This is a genomic window from Acetobacter lambici, from assembly GCF_011516885.1.
Classification (GTDB): domain Bacteria; phylum Pseudomonadota; class Alphaproteobacteria; order Acetobacterales; family Acetobacteraceae; genus Acetobacter; species Acetobacter lambici.
The window spans coordinates 119414-137779 of record NZ_WOTD01000002.1; the positions used below are offsets into that span (position 1 = coordinate 119414).

At 56.4% G+C, this 18366-nt stretch carries 17 protein-coding genes and 2 tRNA genes; all 19 read left to right on the forward strand.

Going from position 1 to position 18366, the window contains the following annotated elements; translation table 11 throughout:
* Positions 1-58: 58 nt before the first annotated feature.
* Positions 59-1546 carry an NAD(P)H-hydrate dehydratase gene (locus GOB86_RS02605; protein ID WP_165990821.1) on the forward strand — a complete coding sequence of 496 codons (1488 nt, stop codon included), beginning with the start codon at positions 59-61 and terminating at the stop codon, positions 1544-1546.
* A 37-nt stretch (positions 1547-1583) separates the two neighbouring features.
* A tRNA-Leu gene (locus tag GOB86_RS02610) sits at positions 1584-1668 on the forward strand.
* A 95-nt stretch (positions 1669-1763) separates the two neighbouring features.
* Entirely contained in the window at positions 1764-3098 is a 1335-nt protein-coding gene (gene tig, locus GOB86_RS02615; protein WP_165990822.1) for a trigger factor, read from the forward strand.
* Between the two features lie 170 nt (positions 3099-3268).
* Entirely contained in the window at positions 3269-3931 is a 663-nt protein-coding gene (locus GOB86_RS02620; protein ID WP_194301039.1) for an ATP-dependent Clp protease proteolytic subunit, read from the forward strand.
* Between the two features lie 120 nt (positions 3932-4051).
* A complete protein-coding gene (clpX, locus tag GOB86_RS02625) occupies positions 4052-5317 on the forward strand; it encodes an ATP-dependent Clp protease ATP-binding subunit ClpX (RefSeq protein ID WP_165990824.1) in 1266 nt (421 codons plus the stop codon).
* 204 nt (positions 5318-5521) lie between these two features.
* Positions 5522-8023 carry an endopeptidase La gene (gene lon, locus GOB86_RS02630; RefSeq protein WP_165990871.1) on the forward strand — a complete coding sequence of 834 codons (2502 nt, stop codon included), beginning with the start codon at positions 5522-5524 and terminating at the stop codon, positions 8021-8023.
* Between the two features lie 141 nt (positions 8024-8164).
* Positions 8165-8452, forward strand: a complete 288-nt coding sequence (locus GOB86_RS02635) for an HU family DNA-binding protein (protein ID WP_086637932.1) — start codon at positions 8165-8167, stop codon at positions 8450-8452.
* Positions 8453-8539: 87 nt separating this feature from the next.
* A tRNA-Val gene (locus GOB86_RS02640) sits at positions 8540-8614 on the forward strand.
* A 217-nt stretch (positions 8615-8831) separates the two neighbouring features.
* Positions 8832-9197, forward strand: coding sequence for an NADH-quinone oxidoreductase subunit A (locus GOB86_RS02645; protein WP_059024086.1), 366 nt, complete (start codon positions 8832-8834; stop codon positions 9195-9197).
* Positions 9198-9209: 12 nt separating this feature from the next.
* Entirely contained in the window at positions 9210-9773 is a 564-nt protein-coding gene (locus GOB86_RS02650) for a NuoB/complex I 20 kDa subunit family protein (protein WP_165990825.1), read from the forward strand.
* Positions 9766-10425: an NADH-quinone oxidoreductase subunit C gene (locus tag GOB86_RS02655; protein WP_165990826.1), complete on the forward strand. Its 660-nt coding sequence runs from the start codon at positions 9766-9768 to the stop codon at positions 10423-10425. Before GOB86_RS02650 ends, GOB86_RS02655 begins: the two co-directional genes overlap by 8 nt.
* On the forward strand, positions 10425-11708 hold the full coding sequence (locus GOB86_RS02660; RefSeq protein WP_165990827.1) for an NADH-quinone oxidoreductase subunit D: 1284 nt from the start codon (positions 10425-10427) through the stop codon (positions 11706-11708). Before GOB86_RS02655 ends, GOB86_RS02660 begins: the two co-directional genes overlap by 1 nt.
* Positions 11705-12340, forward strand: coding sequence for a complex I 24 kDa subunit family protein (locus GOB86_RS02665; protein ID WP_165990828.1), 636 nt, complete (start codon positions 11705-11707; stop codon positions 12338-12340). Before GOB86_RS02660 ends, GOB86_RS02665 begins: the two co-directional genes overlap by 4 nt.
* 11 nt (positions 12341-12351) lie before the next feature.
* Positions 12352-13680 (forward strand): NADH-quinone oxidoreductase subunit NuoF, encoded by a 1329-nt coding sequence (nuoF, locus tag GOB86_RS02670; protein ID WP_165990829.1) that lies wholly within the window; start codon positions 12352-12354, stop codon positions 13678-13680.
* A gap of 5 nt (positions 13681-13685) precedes the next feature.
* Positions 13686-15767 (forward strand): NADH-quinone oxidoreductase subunit NuoG, encoded by a 2082-nt coding sequence (gene nuoG / locus GOB86_RS02675; protein ID WP_165990830.1) that lies wholly within the window; start codon positions 13686-13688, stop codon positions 15765-15767.
* Between the two features lie 5 nt (positions 15768-15772).
* Positions 15773-16804 carry an NADH-quinone oxidoreductase subunit NuoH gene (gene nuoH / locus GOB86_RS02680; RefSeq protein WP_165990831.1) on the forward strand — a complete coding sequence of 344 codons (1032 nt, stop codon included), beginning with the start codon at positions 15773-15775 and terminating at the stop codon, positions 16802-16804.
* Positions 16801-17289 carry an NADH-quinone oxidoreductase subunit NuoI gene (gene nuoI / locus GOB86_RS02685; RefSeq protein WP_165990832.1) on the forward strand — a complete coding sequence of 163 codons (489 nt, stop codon included), beginning with the start codon at positions 16801-16803 and terminating at the stop codon, positions 17287-17289. Before nuoH ends, nuoI begins: the two co-directional genes overlap by 4 nt.
* Positions 17290-17325: 36 nt before the next feature.
* Positions 17326-18039, forward strand: coding sequence for an NADH-quinone oxidoreductase subunit J (locus GOB86_RS02690; RefSeq protein ID WP_165990833.1), 714 nt, complete (start codon positions 17326-17328; stop codon positions 18037-18039).
* Positions 18036-18359 (forward strand): NADH-quinone oxidoreductase subunit NuoK, encoded by a 324-nt coding sequence (nuoK, locus tag GOB86_RS02695; RefSeq protein WP_179290120.1) that lies wholly within the window; start codon positions 18036-18038, stop codon positions 18357-18359. Before GOB86_RS02690 ends, nuoK begins: the two co-directional genes overlap by 4 nt.
* The last annotated feature ends 7 nt before the right edge of the window (positions 18360-18366 follow it).

The window sequence follows — 18366 nt, forward strand, 5'->3', positions numbered from 1 at the left end:
GCAGGTGCAAGGGGCTATTGTGCCTGACGTCATTCACACTCTCAGCGCGGAGCCCTGCATGCAACCCGGTCATCCATCATTCCTCAGTCTTTATACACCCACGCAAATGGGCGAGGTGGATAGGCTGAGTGCGGCCCATGTGCCTGTTGCTGTTCTTATGGAAAATGCTGGTCGGGCCGTTGCGCGGGCGATCTGCCGCTATGAACAGCCTGTGCGAGTGCTTGTATTGTGCGGTCCGGGTAATAACGGGGGAGACGGGTACGTAACAGCCCGGCATCTGACTGCCATGGGGTGGCCGGTTGCGGTGGCCGAACTGGTGCCCCCCAAGGTGGATACGGATGCAGGGCGTGCCAGTGCTGCCTATACGGGGCCGCGTGTTCCGTTTGCTCCGGCAGAGGCCGCGCGGGCCGACCTGGTGGTCGATGCCGTATTTGGCGCGGGGCTAAGTCGTGATGTGGGGGGGCTGGTAGCGGAAACGTTAAGTGCCGCCCGCCGGATTGTGGCGGTGGACATACCATCGGGGCTGGATGGCGCAACCGGGCAGGTGCGTGGTTACGCGCCGCAGGCTGCCATGACCGTCACATTCTGTCGGTTCAAGCCTGGGCATCTGCTATACCCGGCCCTTGGTCTGCTGGGGCGTCTGGTGTTGGCGGATATTGGTGTGCCCGACTCTGTGCTGGCTGCCGTGCCCGCTACCACCTGGCATAACGAGCCGGGATTATGGGCGCTGCCCGTTCTGGGCAATCAGAGCAATAAATATACGCGTGGTGTGGTCAGTATCTGCGCGGGGCAGTCCATGCCTGGCGCTACCCGGTTATGCGCGTCTGGCGCGCGTGCCGTGGGGGCGGGGCTTGTGCGTGTGGCTGCCGGAGCCGCAGCGCCTGCTTACAGGTTGGGGCAGCCCGGCCTTATTGTGGATGATGCCCCGCTGGCAAAGCTGCTGGAGGACCAGCGCAGGCATGTGTGGGTCTGTGGGCCGGGGCTGAGTGAGGCGGAGGTGGGGGATGTCCTGCCCAAGCTGCTGGACTCGGGGCGGACCGTGCTGGCCGATGCTGGAGCACTGACTGCCTGTACCGGTCAGCCGGACAGATTGCGCGGGGTTTCGGTCATTACGCCCCATACAGGCGAGTTCGCGCGTGTGTTCGGGGCTGTGGGTGCCAACCCGCCTGAACATGTGCGGCAGGCGGCCCGGCAGATTAATGCCGTGGTTGTGCTCAAGGGCGCATCTACCATGATTGCAGCGCCTGACGGGCGGTTGGCGATCAATACGCATGCCACGGCAGCGTTGGGTACTGCCGGGTCGGGGGATACGCTTTCGGGCGTGATTGCAGCCCTGCTGGCGGCCGGTATGCCTGCGTGGCAGGCCGCCTGCGCGGGTGTCTGGTTGCATGGGGAGGCCGGGTTGCAGGCCGGTCCGTGGCCTGTGGCGGAGGATCTGGATCGCTATCTGGGACTGGCCCGCCAGAAGGCCGAACAGGCGCAGGGTGCGCAGGGTGTTGCGCAAAATCCGTTTCGGTGTCTTGCCGTGCCCCGCACTTTGAGCTAAGTCCACGCATCTTGCCGACGGCGAGTATTGAGTGTGCGCGGGCGTGGTGGAATTGGTAGACACGCCAGATTTAGGTTCTGGTGACGCAAGTTGTGGGGGTTCAAGTCCCTCCGCCCGTACCAATAAATTTTCATGCTCCCGTCCGCAGTCCGCCGCCGCCTTTTGGCGTTATTGCAGCGGGTGACTGATTTTTTGTACCGAGAGGAAGGCCTGGCCGATGCAGGTTACCGAGACCCTTTCTGAAGGGCTGAAGCGTGGTTTCACAGTTACAGTTCCGGCCGCGGAACTTGAGGCTAAGCGTGATGCGCGCCTTAAGGAAGTTGCTGGCAATCTGAACCTGCCGGGCTTCCGTCCGGGCAAGGTGCCTGTCTCTCTGGCGCGCCAGCGTTATGGCGATGCCATCTGGGGCGAAGTGATTGAACAGGCCGTCACCGACGCCATTCGCACCGTGTTTGAAGAACGCGGCCTGCGCCCCGCCGGTCAGCCCAAAGTTGACCTGGTTTCCGGTCAGGAAGACAAGGGCGCGGATCTGGAATTCAAGGTGGAAAGCGAAATTCTGCCTGAAATCACAGTGCCTGACCTTTCCGATCTGGCCCTGACCCGTCTGAAAACTCCTGTTGCTGACGAAGCCATCAACAAGGTTCTCGAAGACATCGCCAAGCGTGGCCGCACTTTTGAAGTGATCGAGGAAGTGCGCCCCGCAGCCAAGGGTGATGTTGTCGCTATTGACTTTGTTGGTAAGCAGGACGGCGTTGCCTTTGATGGCGGCACGGCTGAAGACGTCAATGTCGAGATCGGTGGCGAAGGCTTTATTCCAGGCTTTGCCGAGCAGATCGAAGGCATGAAGCCGGGCGAGGAAAAAGTCATTACCGTGACTTTCCCCGAAGATTACGGCGCGGAAGAGCTGGCAGGCAAGGAAGCAACCTTCGACATCAAGGTAAAGCAGCTTAAAAAAGCTGTTGATGCTCCGGTGGACGAAGATCTGGCCAAAAACATGGGCTTTGAAAGCCTTGAGCAGCTCAAGGATCTGGTGCGTAAGCAGATCGAGGGCGAATACGACCAGATGTCCCGCCTGCGCATCAAGCGCGACCTGCTGGATATTCTTTCCAACAAGGCCGACTTCCCCGCCCCCGAAGGGATGGTGGAAGCCGAGTTCCAGCAGATCTGGAATCGTGTGGAAGCCGACCGCAAAGCTGGTCAGCTTGACGATGAAGACAAGGACAAGGACGAAGATACCCTGCGCGCCGACTACCGCAAAATTGCGGAACGTCGCGTAAGGCTTGGTCTGCTGCTGGCCGAAATCGGCCGCAAGAACGGTATTTCCGTCAGCCCTGAAGAACTGGGTCGTGCGGTGCGGGCTGAGGCCATGCGCTATTCCGGTCAGGAAAAAGAGGTCTTCGAATTCTTCCAGAAGAATCCGCAGGCAGCAGAATCTCTGCGCGGACCGATTTTTGAAAACAAGGTCGTCGATTACCTGATTGAGCTTGCCAAGGTCACGGACAAGGACGTGACTCTGAAGGAGCTATCAGATATTCCCCCAGCTAATATCTGATAAAACGGCTCTGTCCCGCCAGTGTGAACTGGCGGGACATTCTTTTTGGGGCTGTTTTTCGTTTCTGGGGTGGCATATTGCCACTTTATCTCTATCTTGAATCGGTGTGCCTGACCCTGGTTCTGTCCACGGCAGAGGCAGGGAGGGGCGTTTAAGTTTTTTGTACGGGAATGAGTGGTATGAGGGATCGTGATCCCGTTGAGATTTTCAGCAATGCTCTAGTGCCGATGGTGGTCGAACAGACCTCTCGCGGTGAACGGGCTTTTGATATCTATTCCCGCCTGTTGCAGGAACGGATCATCTTCCTGACCGGGCCTGTCTATGATCAGGTGGCTTCGCTCATTTCTGCGCAGCTTCTGTATCTGGAAAGTGTGAACCCGACCAAGGAAATTTCCTTCTACATCAATAGCCCCGGTGGCGTTGTGTCGGCCGGTCTGGCTATTTACGATACCATGCAATACATCCGCAGCCCGGTGAGCACTGTGTGCATCGGTCAGGCGGCATCCATGGGGTCTCTGCTTCTTGCTGGTGGCGAGAAGGGGCGCAGGTTCGCTCTGCCCAACGCCCGCGTTATGGTGCACCAGCCTTCTGGCGGTGCGCAGGGACAGGCAAGCGACATTGAGATTCAGGCCAAGGAAATTCTGATTATCCGGCAGCGCCTGAACGAAATCTACCGTGAACATACTGGCCGTACGCTGGAAGAAATTGAGCAGAAGCTTGAGCGTGACAGCTACATGTCCGCAGGCGAAGCCCAGTCTTTTGGCATTGTGGATGAAGTGATCAGTCACCACAAAGCGGCGGAAGCAGGTAAAAAGGATAAAAGCCATCCTTAATCTGGCATACTTTAAGTCTCCTGTTACAGTAAGGAGGCCGTCTGTCCCCGGGCATGCAGGAAAGGTTCGGGGCTTGGCTCCCGGTTCTGCGGAAACCGGGGTGATCGGGGGAGTGGGCTGATGAGTACGAAGTCCGGAGATTCCAAGAACACGCTGTACTGCTCGTTCTGCGGCAAGTCACAGCATGAAGTGCGCAAGCTTATTGCTGGTCCCACCGTGTTTATCTGTGATGAATGCGTTGAACTCTGCATGGATATCATCCGTGAAGAGAACAAGACCATGCAGGTCAAGTCGCGCGAGGGTGTTCCTACTCCCAAGGAAATCTGCAAGGTTCTGGATGACTACGTTATTGGTCAGATGCAGGCCAAAAAGGTGCTCTCCGTAGCGGTGCATAACCACTACAAGCGCCTGTCGCAGGTAACCAAGGCTGGCGAAGTCGAAATTGCCAAGTCCAACATCCTGCTCATCGGGCCAACGGGTTCGGGTAAAACGCTGCTGGCCCAGACGCTGGCGCGTATTCTGGATGTGCCCTTTACAATGGCCGACGCCACAACCCTGACAGAAGCGGGGTATGTGGGGGAAGATGTTGAAAACATCATTCTCAAGCTGTTGCAGGCATCTGACTATAACGTGGAACGCGCGCAGCGCGGGATTGTCTATATTGACGAAATCGACAAGATTTCCAAAAAATCCGACAACCCCTCCATCACGCGTGATGTCAGTGGCGAGGGCGTGCAGCAGGCTCTGCTCAAGCTTATGGAAGGCACTGTTGCCTCTGTTCCCCCGCAGGGTGGTCGCAAGCATCCGCAGCAGGAATTCCTGCAGGTGGATACGACCAACATGCTCTTTATTTGCGGTGGGGCGTTTGCCGGGCTGGATAAAATTATCTCTGCGCGCGGCAAGGGTACGGGTATTGGCTTTGGGGCCGATGTGCGCTCGCTTGATGATCGTCGGATGGGAGAAATCCTGCACGACGTTGAGCCTGAAGATCTGATGAAGTTTGGTCTTATTCCCGAATTTATCGGGCGTCTGCCAGTGCTGGCAACGCTGGGTGATCTGGATGAGGCTGCACTGATCAAGATTTTGACCGAGCCCAAAAATGCTCTGGTCAAGCAGTACCAGCGCCTCTTCCAGATGGAGGATGTTCAGTTGTCCTTTACGGATGATGCGCTCAAGGCCATTGCGGACCGGGCCATTGTTCGCAAGACAGGGGCTCGTGGGTTGCGTTCCATTCTGGAGAGCATTCTCATGTCCACCATGTTTGACCTGCCCGGACTCGATACAGTCGAGGAGGTTGTGGTCAACCGCGAGGTGGCGGATGGAAAAGCCAGTCCGGTCTATGTCTATGGCAAGAAAAAAGACGTGCCAGCAGAGCAGTCCGCCTGAGGCAGGTCAGAGTTTTAGCGTAAGCAGCACGAGCGGGTCACCTGTTCGTGCTGTTCTTGCCTCTGCCCTATTGTTCCGGGTTGTGGGCATAACAACATAAGAGAAACACAGGGGTATCCTCCTTAGGGGGTATCTTCTTCAGTGCAGGGGTATGCCGCTTGGCGGGTGCCCGGCACCGATCGTCCTTATCGGGAGGTCATGACGATGGCTGATAACGAAAAACCGGCACCACGGCGCAGGCGCAAAAGCGATCAGGTTGCTTCGGCCGTGTCCGAACAGTCTGTTCCTGCGGTTGAAGCAACGGCAGTGGAAGCCGAGACCAAAAGCGCACATGTGGCTGTTCTGCCGCTGCGAGATATTGTGGTGTTCCCCCACATGATTGTGCCGCTGTTTGTCGGGCGGGAAAAGTCCGTGCGCGCACTGGACTCGGTCACAAAGGACGACCGGCACATTCTGCTGGTAGCCCAGAAGGACGCAGCGCAGGACGACCCCACCCCTGATGATATTTATCGGGTTGGAACGCTCTCCACCATTCTGCAACTGCTCAAGCTGCCCGACGGCACGGTTAAGGTGCTGGTCGAGGGTGTTCGCCGTGTGCGCGTTAAAACGCTGCTTGAGGTGAATGGCCACTTTGAGGCTGACATCGAGGAAATGCCCGCCGAGGCAGCCATAGGGCCAGAGGCGGAAGCACTTGGCCGCTCGATTGTGTCGCAGTTTGAGCAGTATATGAAGCTCAACAAGAAGATTGCGTCCGAAGTTCTGGTCTCGCTCAACCAGATTAACGATCTGTCCAAGCTGGCAGACACGGTGACCAGCCATCTCTCCCTCAAGATTTCCGAAAAGCAGGAAATTCTAGAAGCACCAACCGTGCAGGGGCAGTTGGAGAAGGTCTTTGGCCATATTGAAGCTGAAATTGACGTGCTTCAGGTGGAAAAGAAGATCCGCAACCGCGTCAAACGCCAGATGGAAAAGACACAGCGCGAGTACTATCTGAACGAGCAGCTCAAAGCTATTCAGAAAGAACTGGGCGAAGGTGAGGACGGCAAGGACGAAACAGCCGAAATTGAAGAGCGGATCGCCAAGACCAAGCTCTCCAAGGAAGCGCGTGAGAAAGCTCTAAGCGAGCTTAAAAAGCTGCGCGGCATGAGCATGATGTCCGCCGAGTCCGGGGTTGTGCGGAACTACCTTGACTGGATTTTGAGCATTCCGTGGAAAAAGCGGACCAAGGTGCGCCATGATCTGGTTGAGGCGGAAGAAGTTCTGGACGCCGACCACTACGGGCTGGAAAAGGTCAAGGAACGCATTCTGGAGTATCTGGCGGTCCAGAGTCGCTCGCAAAAGCTCAAAGGGCCGATTCTGTGCCTTGTTGGCCCCCCGGGTGTGGGCAAGACATCCCTTGCACGTTCGATCGCCAAGGCAACGGGGCGGCATTATGTGCGCATGTCCCTTGGTGGTGTGCGGGATGAGGCCGAAATCCGTGGTCATCGTCGCACGTATATTGGCTCCATGCCGGGCAAGATCATTCAGGGAATGAAAAAGGCGAAGGTGTCCAACCCGCTTTTCCTGCTTGATGAAATTGACAAGCTGGGGTCCGACTGGCGGGGCGATCCGTCCTCCGCTTTGCTCGAAGTGCTGGACCCAGAACAGAATGGCACGTTTGCGGACCATTATCTGGAGGTCGATTACGACCTGTCGGATGTTATGTTCGTCACCACGGCCAATAGTCTGGATATGCCCCAGCCGCTGCTGGACCGTATGGAGGTGATTCGCCTTTCCGGTTATACGGAGGACGAAAAGGTTGAGATCGCCAAACGTCACCTGATCAGCAAGCAGATTGAGGCCCATAACCTCAAACCGGGTGAGTGGTCGATCAACGAGGAAGCTCTGCGCGATGTGATTCGCTACTACACGCGCGAGGCCGGGGTGCGTAACCTTGAGCGCGAACTGGCCAAGCTCGCCCGTAAGGCGGTCAAGGAGATCGTGACCGGTAAGGCCAAAAAGGTCTCGGTAACGGCTCGCAACCTGGAAAAATACGCAGGTGTGCAGCGCTTCCGCTACGGTGAGACCGAAGCGGAGGACATGGTGGGCGTTGTGACCGGTCTGGCCTGGACCGAAGTGGGCGGCGAAATCCTGACCATTGAAAGCGTTATGGTTCCCGGCAAGGGCGGCATAGTGGAAACCGGCAAGCTGGGCGACGTGATGAAGGAGAGCATCTCTGCGGCGTTCTCGTTCGTGCGGAGTCGGGCGGCCAGCTTTGGAATCGTGCCAACCATCTTCGACAAGCGCAGTTTTCATGTGCATGTCCCCGAAGGTGCGACTCCTAAAGACGGTCCTTCGGCCGGTGTGGCTATGGTGACATCTCTGGTAAGTGTTCTGACCGGTATTCCCATCCGTAGGGATGTTGCCATGACCGGTGAAATCACGCTCAGAGGGCGTGTGCTGGCTATTGGCGGGCTGAAGGAAAAGCTTCTGGCTGCTGTGCGCTCGGGCATTCGCACGGTGTTTATTCCGCAGGAAAACGAGAAAGATCTGGCGGAAATTCCTGACAGCGTGAAGAAGAATCTGGAAATTGTACCCGTTTCGCATGTGGACGAAGTTTTGGCCCGTGCTCTGGTCAGCCAGCCCACGCCCATTCATTGGGAAGACGTGCCTGAACCAGTGCCTGCAAACGGTGCGCAGACAGTTGTTCCGGTGCTGCCGCATTAACCAAAATGCACCAGAAGTCCGAAGTTTGCGTTTGCTTGGTTGACGTAGGAAAAAACGGCTTCATAGTGCGTTCAGGCAGCGGAGAGGCGGACGAAACCCGCCCGCCGCTCCTATGAATTGAAAGAAAGTGAAAGGCGTAAGATGGAGAAGCCGCTTAACAAGCAGGAGCTCGTCTCAGCAGTAGCAGAGGCCGTTGACCTGCCGAAGGCTAAGGCCGGAGAAGTGGTCGACGCCGTATTCGGTGCGATTGAAAAAGCTCTGTCCACAAAGCAGGAAGTGCGTCTGGTGGGCTTTGGCACGTTTGTGACCGCAACCCGCAAGGCCGCCAAAGGCCGTAACCCCCGTACCGGCGAGGAAATTGATATTCCGGCTTCTACCTCTGTCCGCTTCAAGCCGGGCAAGGCACTGAAGGACGCTGTAAGCAAGTAATCCTCCTTCGGATTTAATTTCAGACCGGCCGGCAATTTCTTTAAAAAAGAGGTTGCCGGCCGTTTTGTTTTGTGACACATAGGGCTCGGGCGATTAGCTTAGCGGTAGAGCATCTCGTTTACACCGAGAGGGTCGGCGGTTCGATCCCGTCATCGCCCACCATTCCCAACAGTTTATGTTGCGGCGCAGAATTCATAATTCTGCTTTATGGCTTCCTCCTACTGGCAGGGAGCCTGTTTTTTATCTGCCAAAAAATATTTCCTCACAACAAAGTGGCCGCAACCATACGCGTTCGTGCATGGTCGTCTGCATGCTGCGGGTCTAGGGTGACTGCATCAAACAGCTTATTACAAGCTTTTCATGCGTGCAGGAATTTTCCATGCAGTCTGTTCTAGGCGATTATGCCCCGGTTCTGATTTTTGGTTGTGTGTCGGTTGTTATTGCGGCCGCAATGCTCGGTATGGCTCTGTTAAGCGGGCACCAAAAACCGTACCCCGAAAAACTCACAGCATATGAGTGTGGGTTTGGCCCATTTGATGATGCCAGGCGCCGCTTTGATGTGCGCTTTTATCTGGTGGCCATTCTTTTCATTATTTTCGATCTGGAAGTCGCCTTTCTGTTCCCGTGGGCCATAAGTCTTGGGCGGATCGGGCTGTTTGGCTTTTTGTCCATGCTTGGTTTTTTGGCCGTGCTGGGGATCGGCTTTTTGTATGAATGGCGCAAAGGCGCGCTGGACTGGGATTGAGGGGACGCCAGCATGACCACAGATCACGACGAAAACGCCATTATGTGGAACCGGGAGGCTCTGCCCCCCGGGCCTGAGCAGGATGCGGTGGTGCGCGGCATTACCGGTGTACTGGCCGAGAAAGGGTTTGTGGTTGCAAGCCTGGACAAGCTGGTTAACTGGGGGCGCACGGGTAGCCTGTGGCCTATGTCCTTCGGACTGGCATGCTGCGCGGTGGAAATGATCCACGCGTATATGCCGCGGTATGATCTGGACCGTATGGGTATTATCCCCCGTGGGTCGCCCCGGCAGTCCGATGTGATGATTGTGGCGGGAACACTGACCAATAAAATGGCTCCGGTTCTGCGCCGCCTGTATGAGCAGATGGCCGAGCCACGTTGGGTTATTTCCATGGGGTCATGCGCTAATGGCGGGGGGTATTACCATTACTCCTATTCCGTTGTGCGTGGGTGTGACCGCATTGTGCCTGTGGACGTGTATGTGCCCGGCTGCCCCCCTACGGCCGAAGCGCTGATCTACGGGATTATGCTGCTCCAGAAAAAAATTCGTCGGACAGGGACCATTCTCCGTGGCTGATATTTCTGTAAATCCAAGGCAGGCCCGCCTGGAAGGGCAACTGTGTTCGCTGGCATTTACGTTTCTTGCGTCCCAGCCTCACGTTTTCTATGCGGCGGTGGAGAAGGGCGAGTTGGTAGTGCGTACTACGCGTGACCACCTTGTGCCGTTTCTTACCCTTTTGCGTGATGATCCGCGATACAGGTTTGAGCAGTTGATGGACCTGTGTGGTGTAGATTTTCCCGCCCGCGCGGAGCGGTTCGAGGTGGTCTATAACCTGTTATCCGTTACCTATAATCGGCGGATCCGGGTTGTGGTCTGCACGGATGAATATAGTGCGGTGCCCTCTGTGCATCACCTGTGGCCGTGCGCAACATGGTGGGAGCGGGAATGCTACGACCTGTTTGGCGTGCTGTTCTCTGGCCAGCCGGATTTGCGCCGTATTCTGACCGATAACGGGTTTGAGGGGCATCCGCTCCGCAAGGACTTTCCGCTGACCGGGTATGAGGAAGTCCGTTATGATGCGGAGCGTAGGCAGGTTGTTAAAGAACCTGTTTCATTAACGCAGGATTTCCGTGATTTCGATTTTGTTTCTCCGTGGGAGGGTATGTTGACCCTGCCGGGGGATGAAAAAGCGCACGAGGTCCGGCAGGGTATGAAGAGGTCCGGCTGATGACAGAGCAGAAAAATACGGAATCTCTCGCTTTTGCGCAGACTGTCCTGCGAGAAGATATTCCCCAAAGCCTGTTGCCAGAGCAGAAAGCTTTGGAAATTGAAAACAAGGTTGTCGAAATCGACTCCCATGCGCTCAATTTTGGCCCCCAGCATCCATCCGCCCACGGTGTGCTGCGTCTGGTGCTGGAAATGGAGGGCGAACTTGTTGCGCGCGCGGTGCCGCATATCGGGCTTTTGCACCGGGGTACAGAAAAGCTGATTGAATATAAGACGTATCAGAAAGCGCTGCCGTATTTTGATCGTCTGGATTACGTCTCCCCCATGTGTGAGGAGCAGGCTTTTGCTCTGGCCACTGAAAAACTTCTGGGGATCGACATTCCCGAACGCGCCAAGTGGCTGCGTGTCATGTTTGCGGAAATTACCCGTATTTTAAATCATATTCTCAATCTGACAGCCATGGGTCTGGACTGTGGTGCTGTTACGCCAGCCCTTTGGGGATATGAGGAGCGCGAAAAGCTTCTGGAGTTTTATGAGGCTGCATCAGGTGCGCGTTTCCATGCCAATTATTTTCGTCCCGGTGGGGTCGGGCGGGATATACCAGCAAGTCTGGAAGACCGGATTGGCGTATGGGCCAAGGAGTTTCCAGCATGGATTGATGAGCTGGAAGGTCTGCTGACCGAAAATAGAATATGGAAACAGCGGACGGTTGGCATTGGTGTTTTTACAACCGAGCAGGCTCTGGCATGGGGATTTAGCGGTCCATGTCTGCGTGCCTCTGGCGTGCCATGGGACCTTAGGCGCAATCAGCCTTATGACAATTACCATAAGGTGGACTTTAATGTGCCGGTCACCCGTCAGGGTGATTCCTATGACCGTTATCTGGTGCGCGTTGCGGAAATGCGTGAAAGCGTCAAGATAATTGAGCAATGCCTGAGCCAGATGCAGCCCGGGGACGTCAAGATACAGGACCCCAAGTTCAGCCCGCCGCCCAGAGCAGAAATGAAGCGGTCGATGGAAGCGCTGATCCATCACTTCAAGCTGTTTAGCGAGGGGTATCATGTGCCTGCGGGCTCCACCTATACGGCAGTGGAAAGTCCAAAGGGCGAGTTTGGTGTCTATCTGGTGGCCGATGGTAGCAACAGGCCGTATCGTTGCAAAATTCGTCCAACCGGTTTTGCGCATCTACAGGCAATAGATGAGCTTTCACGGCGTGGAATGCTGGCCGATATGGTGGCTATTATCGGGTCGCTTGATCTTGTGTTTGGGGAAGTCGATCGATGAGCACAGTCTGGACCCCGGCAGAGCAGCCGGACAGCTTTGTATTCGATGCCGCATCGGAAGAGGAAATTGCAGGCGTTCTCACCAAATATCCGGAGGAACGCAAGGCAAGTGCCGTTATGCCCCTGCTGTATATTGTGCAAAGGCAGATGGGGCGCGTAACAGGGAGTGCGTGGGTGCCGGTAGTTGCCATGGATGTTATTGCCCAGCGTCTGGGCATGGCGGCCATAAGGGTTTACGAAGTGGCGTCTTTTTACACCATGTTCAACACCCGCCCCATTGGGCGCTATCATTTGCAGGTTTGCACCACCACGCCATGCTGGCTCCGTGGCTCTGACGATGTGGTGGAAGCCTGCCAGAAAGCGACGGGTATTCAGCATTTTGGTGAAACCAGTGCCGATGGTCTGTTCACCATGAGCGAGGTGGAGTGCCTGGGTGCGTGTTCCAATGCACCAATTCTGCAAGTTGATGATGATTTTTACGAAGATATGAATGCCGAACGCACGGCAGCGGTTATAGCGGAGTTGCGGGCAGGGCGCAGGCCCACACCCGGCCCCACGATTAACCGCAGTGTTTCGGCCCCCGAGGGTGGGCGCAAAACGCTGCTATCACCTTCCACGGCGGATCAGGAATAGGAGAGACGGCCATGCTGGCTGACAAGGACCGGATCTTCACCAATCTTTATGGGCAAAATGACTGGCGGTTGGAGGCAGCCCGCAAGCGCGGTGACTGGACCAATACGGCGGACATTATTGCCAAAGGCCGGGACGCCATTATAGTGGAAATGAAGGCATCCGGCCTGCGTGGGCGCGGTGGAGCGGGCTTTCCCACCGGGTTAAAATGGTCGTTCATGCCCAAGCAGTCCGATGGGCGGCCGCATTATCTGGTTATTAATGGAGATGAATCCGAACCCGGCACCTGCAAGGACCGGGAGGTCATGCGCCACGAACCGCACAAGCTGATAGAAAGTGCGATGATCGCATCTTTTGCGATGGGTGCGCATGCGTCCTACATTTATATCCGTGGGGAATTCTGCCGCGAGGCCGAACGCTTGCAGGCCGCGATTGATGAGGCTTATGCCGCAGGTCTGCTTGGAAAAAATGCTGCTGGCAGCGGATGGGATTTTGATTTCCGGATTCATCGTGGCGCTGGCGCTTATATCTGTGGTGAAGAAACCGCTTTGCTGGAAAGTCTGGAAGGCAAAAAAGGCCAACCCCGGATGAAGCCGCCATTCCCCGCTGGTGTAGGGCTTTATGGTTGCCCGACCACAGTAAATAATGTGGAAAGTATTGCGGTAACATCAACCATTATGCGGCGCGGGGCTACGTGGTTTGCAGGGTTGGGGCGGCCTAACAATGCGGGTTCCAAGCTCATGGCTATTTCTGGCCACGTCAACACGCCTTGCGTTTTTGAAGAAGAACTCGGTGTGCCGCTTAAGGAAATCATAGAAAAACACGGCGGTGGTGTGCGTGGTGGGTGGGACAACCTGCTGGCGGTTATTCCCGGTGGCTGTTCAGTACCGCTTTTGCCTAAATCGGTATGTGAAACAGTTCTGATGGATTACGACAGCCTGCGCGCCGAACGTTCCGGCCTTGGCACCGCGTGCATGATTGTGATGGACAGATCAACGGACATTATCAAAGCCATTGCCAGGTTCTCGAAATTTTTCAAACACGAAAGTTGTGGGCAATGCACGCCATGCCGCGAAGGCACGGGCTGGATGATGCGTATGATGGACCGCATGGTGCAGGGCCGTGCGGATATTGAGGAAATTGATCTGCTGGAGCAGGTTACGCGGCAGGTGGAAGGGCATACGATCTGTGCGCTGGGCGATGCCGCCGCATGGCCCATACAGGGGCTGATCCGGCATTTTCGGCCGGAAATGGAAGAGCGTATCCGCCAGTATAAAGCGGCATATGGCAGCACCGGGCTGGTGCAGGTTCCCGCCGGTGGCGTTCCGGCAGCAGTGGAGTAACGGCAATGGTCAGGGTAATAGTTGATGGCACGCCGGTAGACGTTCCTCCCGGTTCCAGCGCCTTGCAGGCATGCGAGGCAGCAGGCAAGGAAATCCCGCGGTTTTGTTACCACGAGCGCCTGTCTGTTGCAGGTAACTGCCGTATGTGTCTGGTGGAGGTGGCGCGTGCACCCAAGCCTGTTGCCTCCTGCGGGTTCCCTGTTTCGGACGGACTGCAGATTTTTACGGACACAGAAGTTGTACGCCGTGCCCGCCGTGCCGTTATGGAATTTTTGCTCATCAACCACCCGCTGGATTGCCCGATCTGCGATCAGGGTGGGGAGTGTGATCTGCAGGATCAGGCCTACGGATATGGCTCCGGTATTTCGCGTTATAAGGAAGACAAGCGCGCGGTAACGGACAAGGATCTGGGGCCGCTGGTCAAAACGGTTATGACCCGCTGCATCCAGTGCACACGCTGTGTAAGGTTTAGCACGGAAGTGGCAGGCACCCCCGAACTTGGTCTGGTCTCCCGCGGGGAAAATGCCGAGATCACCACATATGTGGAAAAAGCTCTTACATCTGAACTCTCTGGCAATCTGATCGATGTCTGTCCCGTTGGGGCTTTAACAGCTAAGCCGTCGGCTTTTCATGCCCGGTCTTGGGAATATAAAAAGACCGATAGTATTGATGTCATGGATGCTCTGGGCACCAACATTCAGGTTCAGGCACGTGGTGGGGAAGTCATGCGGATTGTCCCCCGCGTTAATGATGATGTGAATGAAGAATGGCTGTCTGATAAAGGTCGTTTTTCCATTGATGGACTTAAACGCAAGCGGCTGGATAGGCCGTGGGTGCGCGTTCATGGAAAAATCTCTTCTGTGTCATGGAAAGATGCGCTGATTGCCCTGGCCCGGCGGTTTGATGGTGTTCCGGGGGACAAAATCGGGGCCATTGCAGGCGATCTGTGTGATGCGGAAAGTCTGTGTGCAATCAAAGACCTTTTGCAAAGTTTTGGATCAACAAATCTGGATTGCCGGCAGGACGGAGCGTGGTACGATACGAGTGACCGCTCGGGTTACCTGTTTAATAGTGACGTAAGTGGTATAGATCAGGCGGACGCGCTGCTGCTGGTTGGTGCCATGCCCCGGCATGAAGCGCCCGTGCTCAATGCCCGTATTCGCAAACGGTTTGTGGATGCAGGTCGGGGTGGTTTCCCCATTGGTATGATCGGTGCGCCCACGGCGGACATGACCTACGATGTTGACGTGCTCGGCAATGGGCCGGACGTGCTGGCCGATATTCTGAGCGGGCGGAACGCGTTTGCCGACGTGCTGAAAAACGCCAAAAATCCCATGATCATCGTGGGGCATTCGGCCCTGACCCGGCGCGATGCCCCTGCAATTTATGCAGCCTGCCGCGAACTGGCCCAGACCTGCGGCGCCATAACCCCCGAGTGGCACGGCCTGAACATTCTGCACACGGCGGCATCACGCGTTGGAGCGCTCGACCTTGGCTTCCTGCCCGGCCCACACGGGTGTGATGCCGCTAGCATGCTCCGGGGTGGGGTGGAAATTCTGTGGTTGCTGGGGGCGGATGATGTGCAACTCGACCGCATTCCGCCGGAAACCTTTGTTGTGTATCTGGGCCACCATGGGGATGCTGTGGCAAAACGGGCGGATATTATACTCCCCGGTGCGGCCTATACCGAAAAACCGGGCACGTACGTAAACACCGCCGGGCGTGTGCAACGTGCATTCCGCGCTGTGTTCGCTCCGGGCGAGGCACGGGAAGATTGGCGGATTATCAGGGCTTTTTCAGAAGTGGTAGGCCACACACTGCCCTACGATACATTGGAACAACTGCGTGCGCATATGGCGCAGGCTAATCCGGTTTTTGCCCATGCTGGCAAAAATACGCAGCTTCTGGCGGGTGCTGGTGGGGAGATGGCCGCATTGCCCGCTACGCGGGAGGGCGAGCTTATGCCAACACCTTTCCGTCCGGTTATTCAGGATTATTACCAGACCAATGTCATTAGCCGCGCCAGCCAGACCATGGCTGAGTGTTCGCGGGTGTATGGCACGGTACCTGCGGTCGCAGCGGAGTAAGGGCAATGGCACATTTTTTCTACCAAACCCTTGTGGGCCAGATCCTGCTTATGCTGCTGGAAACGCTGGCGGTTCTGGTGCCGTTGCTGATTGGCGTTGCCTACCTTACGCTCATGGAGCGCAAGGTTATGGCCGCCATGCAGCGCCGCCGGGGGCCGAATGTGAACGGTCTGTTCGGCCTGTTGCAGGCCTTTGCCGATGCAATCAAGATGATTGTCAAGGAAACGGTCATTCCTGCTGGGGCTAACCGGGCACTGTTCCTGTTTGCACCATTCCTGACCTTTTCTCTCGCCATGGCGGCATGGGCGGTTATACCCACGGGGAACGGGCTGGCGGTTGCCAATATTAACGTCGGCATTCTGTATCTGCTCGCCATTTCCTCCCTTGGGGTCTACGGCATGCTGATCGCAGGGTGGGCTTCCAATTCGCGCTATGCGTTTTTGGGCGGGTTACGCTCGGCAGCACAGATGGTCTCCTACGAAGTGTCGATCGGGCTTGTTATTGTGTCTGTCCTGCTGGCCGTGGGGAGCTTGAACCTGAACGATATTGTGCTGGCGCAACGGCATGTGTGGTTCTGTGTGCCCATGTTCCCCATGTTTATCGTGTTCTTTATTTCCGCTCTGGCGGAAACAAACCGCGCGCCGTTTGACTTGCCCGAAGGGGAGAGTGAGCTGGTTGCGGGCTTTTTTGTGGAATATTCATCGCTCGCTTTCGGCCTGTTCTTTCTGGGCGAATACGCGAACATGATCCTCATGTCCTCCATGGTCAGCATTCTGTTCCTTGGGGGGTGGCTACCCCCCCTTGGTATTGCACCGCTGACATGGATACCCGGCCCACTCTGGCTGATTTTTAAAATCCTGTTCTGCCTGTTCGTTTTTATCTGGGTGCGCGCCACGTTCCCACGCTTCCGCTACGACCAGCTGATGCGGCTGGGGTGGAAGGTGTTCCTGCCTTTCTCGCTGTTGTGGATGATCGGCACGGCGGGTTTTCTTATGGCAACAGGTCTGCTGCCGCATATGGGAGGGGTGAATTCATGAGCACTCTTGGCACCACATTACGGGCCTTCATGCTCAAGGAACTGGCCGCGGGCATGGTCTCCACGTTCCGTATGATGTTCCAGCCCAAGGTTACGCTGAACTACCCGTACGAAAAAGGGCCTCTGTCGCACCGCTTCCGAGGCGAGCACGCTTTGCGGCGCTACGCCAACGGGGAGGAGCGCTGCATTGCCTGCAAACTGTGCGAGGCCACATGCCCGGCAGAGGCGATTACCATTGAAGCCGAAGAGCGCGATGATGGCTCCCGCCGCACCACGCGTTACGACATTGATATGACAAAATGCATCTATTGCGGCCTGTGCGAGGAAGCCTGCCCCGTGGATGCAATTGTTGAAGGTCCGAACTACGAATTTGCCACGGAAACCCGTGAAGAGCTCATGTACGACAAGAACAAGCTGCTGGCGAATGGAGACCGTTGGGAATCCCTGCTTGCACGGAGGCTGGAACTTGATGCGCCGTATCGTTGAGCAGATGCAGACCACGCTAGGGCAGGAGGTTGGCCAATGATGGCACAGCTCGTTTTTTACGTTTTTGCGGCGGTATTGCTGCTTTCGGCCTGCATGGTCATTAGCGCACGCAACCCGGTTCATGCGGTTTTGTTCCTGATCCTGGGCTTTTTTAACGCGGCAGGGTTATTCCTTGTCGCGGGAGCCGAGTTCCTGGCCATGCTGCTGGTCATTGTTTACGTGGGTGCTGTGGCGGTTCTCTTCCTGTTCGTGGTGATGATGCTGGATATAGATTTCAGCCGCATGCGCGAAGGGTTCCAGCGCTATGCTCCTCTTGGCCTGTGTATTGGTGGCGTGTTGCTGGGCGAACTGGTCATGGCCTTTAGCAACTGGCGCATGGCTCCGGCGGGTGTAACCACACCTTTGGCCGTGGATCCGGGCCTGACCAACACCGCCGCACTGGGCACGGTTATTTACACGCATTATGTGCTGCTGTTTCAGGCATGCGGGCTTGTTCTGCTGGTCGCCATGATCGGTGCGATCGTGCTGACCCTGCGTGACACAGCAACAGGCCGCCGCCAGAACATCGGCCGCCAGCATGCACGCACACGTGAAGAAACGCTGGAGCTTGTTAATCTGCCACTTGGCGAAAACGTGTTTGAGCAGGGTGGTTTCCTGCGGCCCAAAGGCTCCTATTACGAAATTGCGGTTCCCGGCTCCTATGGTGCGGGTGAGCCGGAAAAGACGGAAACTGAGGAGAAAGGCGCATGAACACGGCAATCGCGTCTGTAGGGCTTGGACCTTACCTGTTTGTCAGCGCCGCACTTCTGGTTCTGGGGGTGTTTGGTATTTTTCTGAACCGCAAGAACATTATTGTTCTGCTCATGTCCATGGAGCTGATCCTGCTCTCGGCCAACCTTAATCTGGTGGCGTTTTCCTCGGCTCATGGGGACCTGTCGGGGCAGGTCATGGTGCTGTTCGTGCTGACCATTGCCGCAGCCGAAGCTGCCATTGGTCTGGCTATTGTTACGGTCTACTTCCGTAACCGCGGCTCCATCCAGGTCGAAGACGTGACGATGATGAAGGGATGAGCAGCGT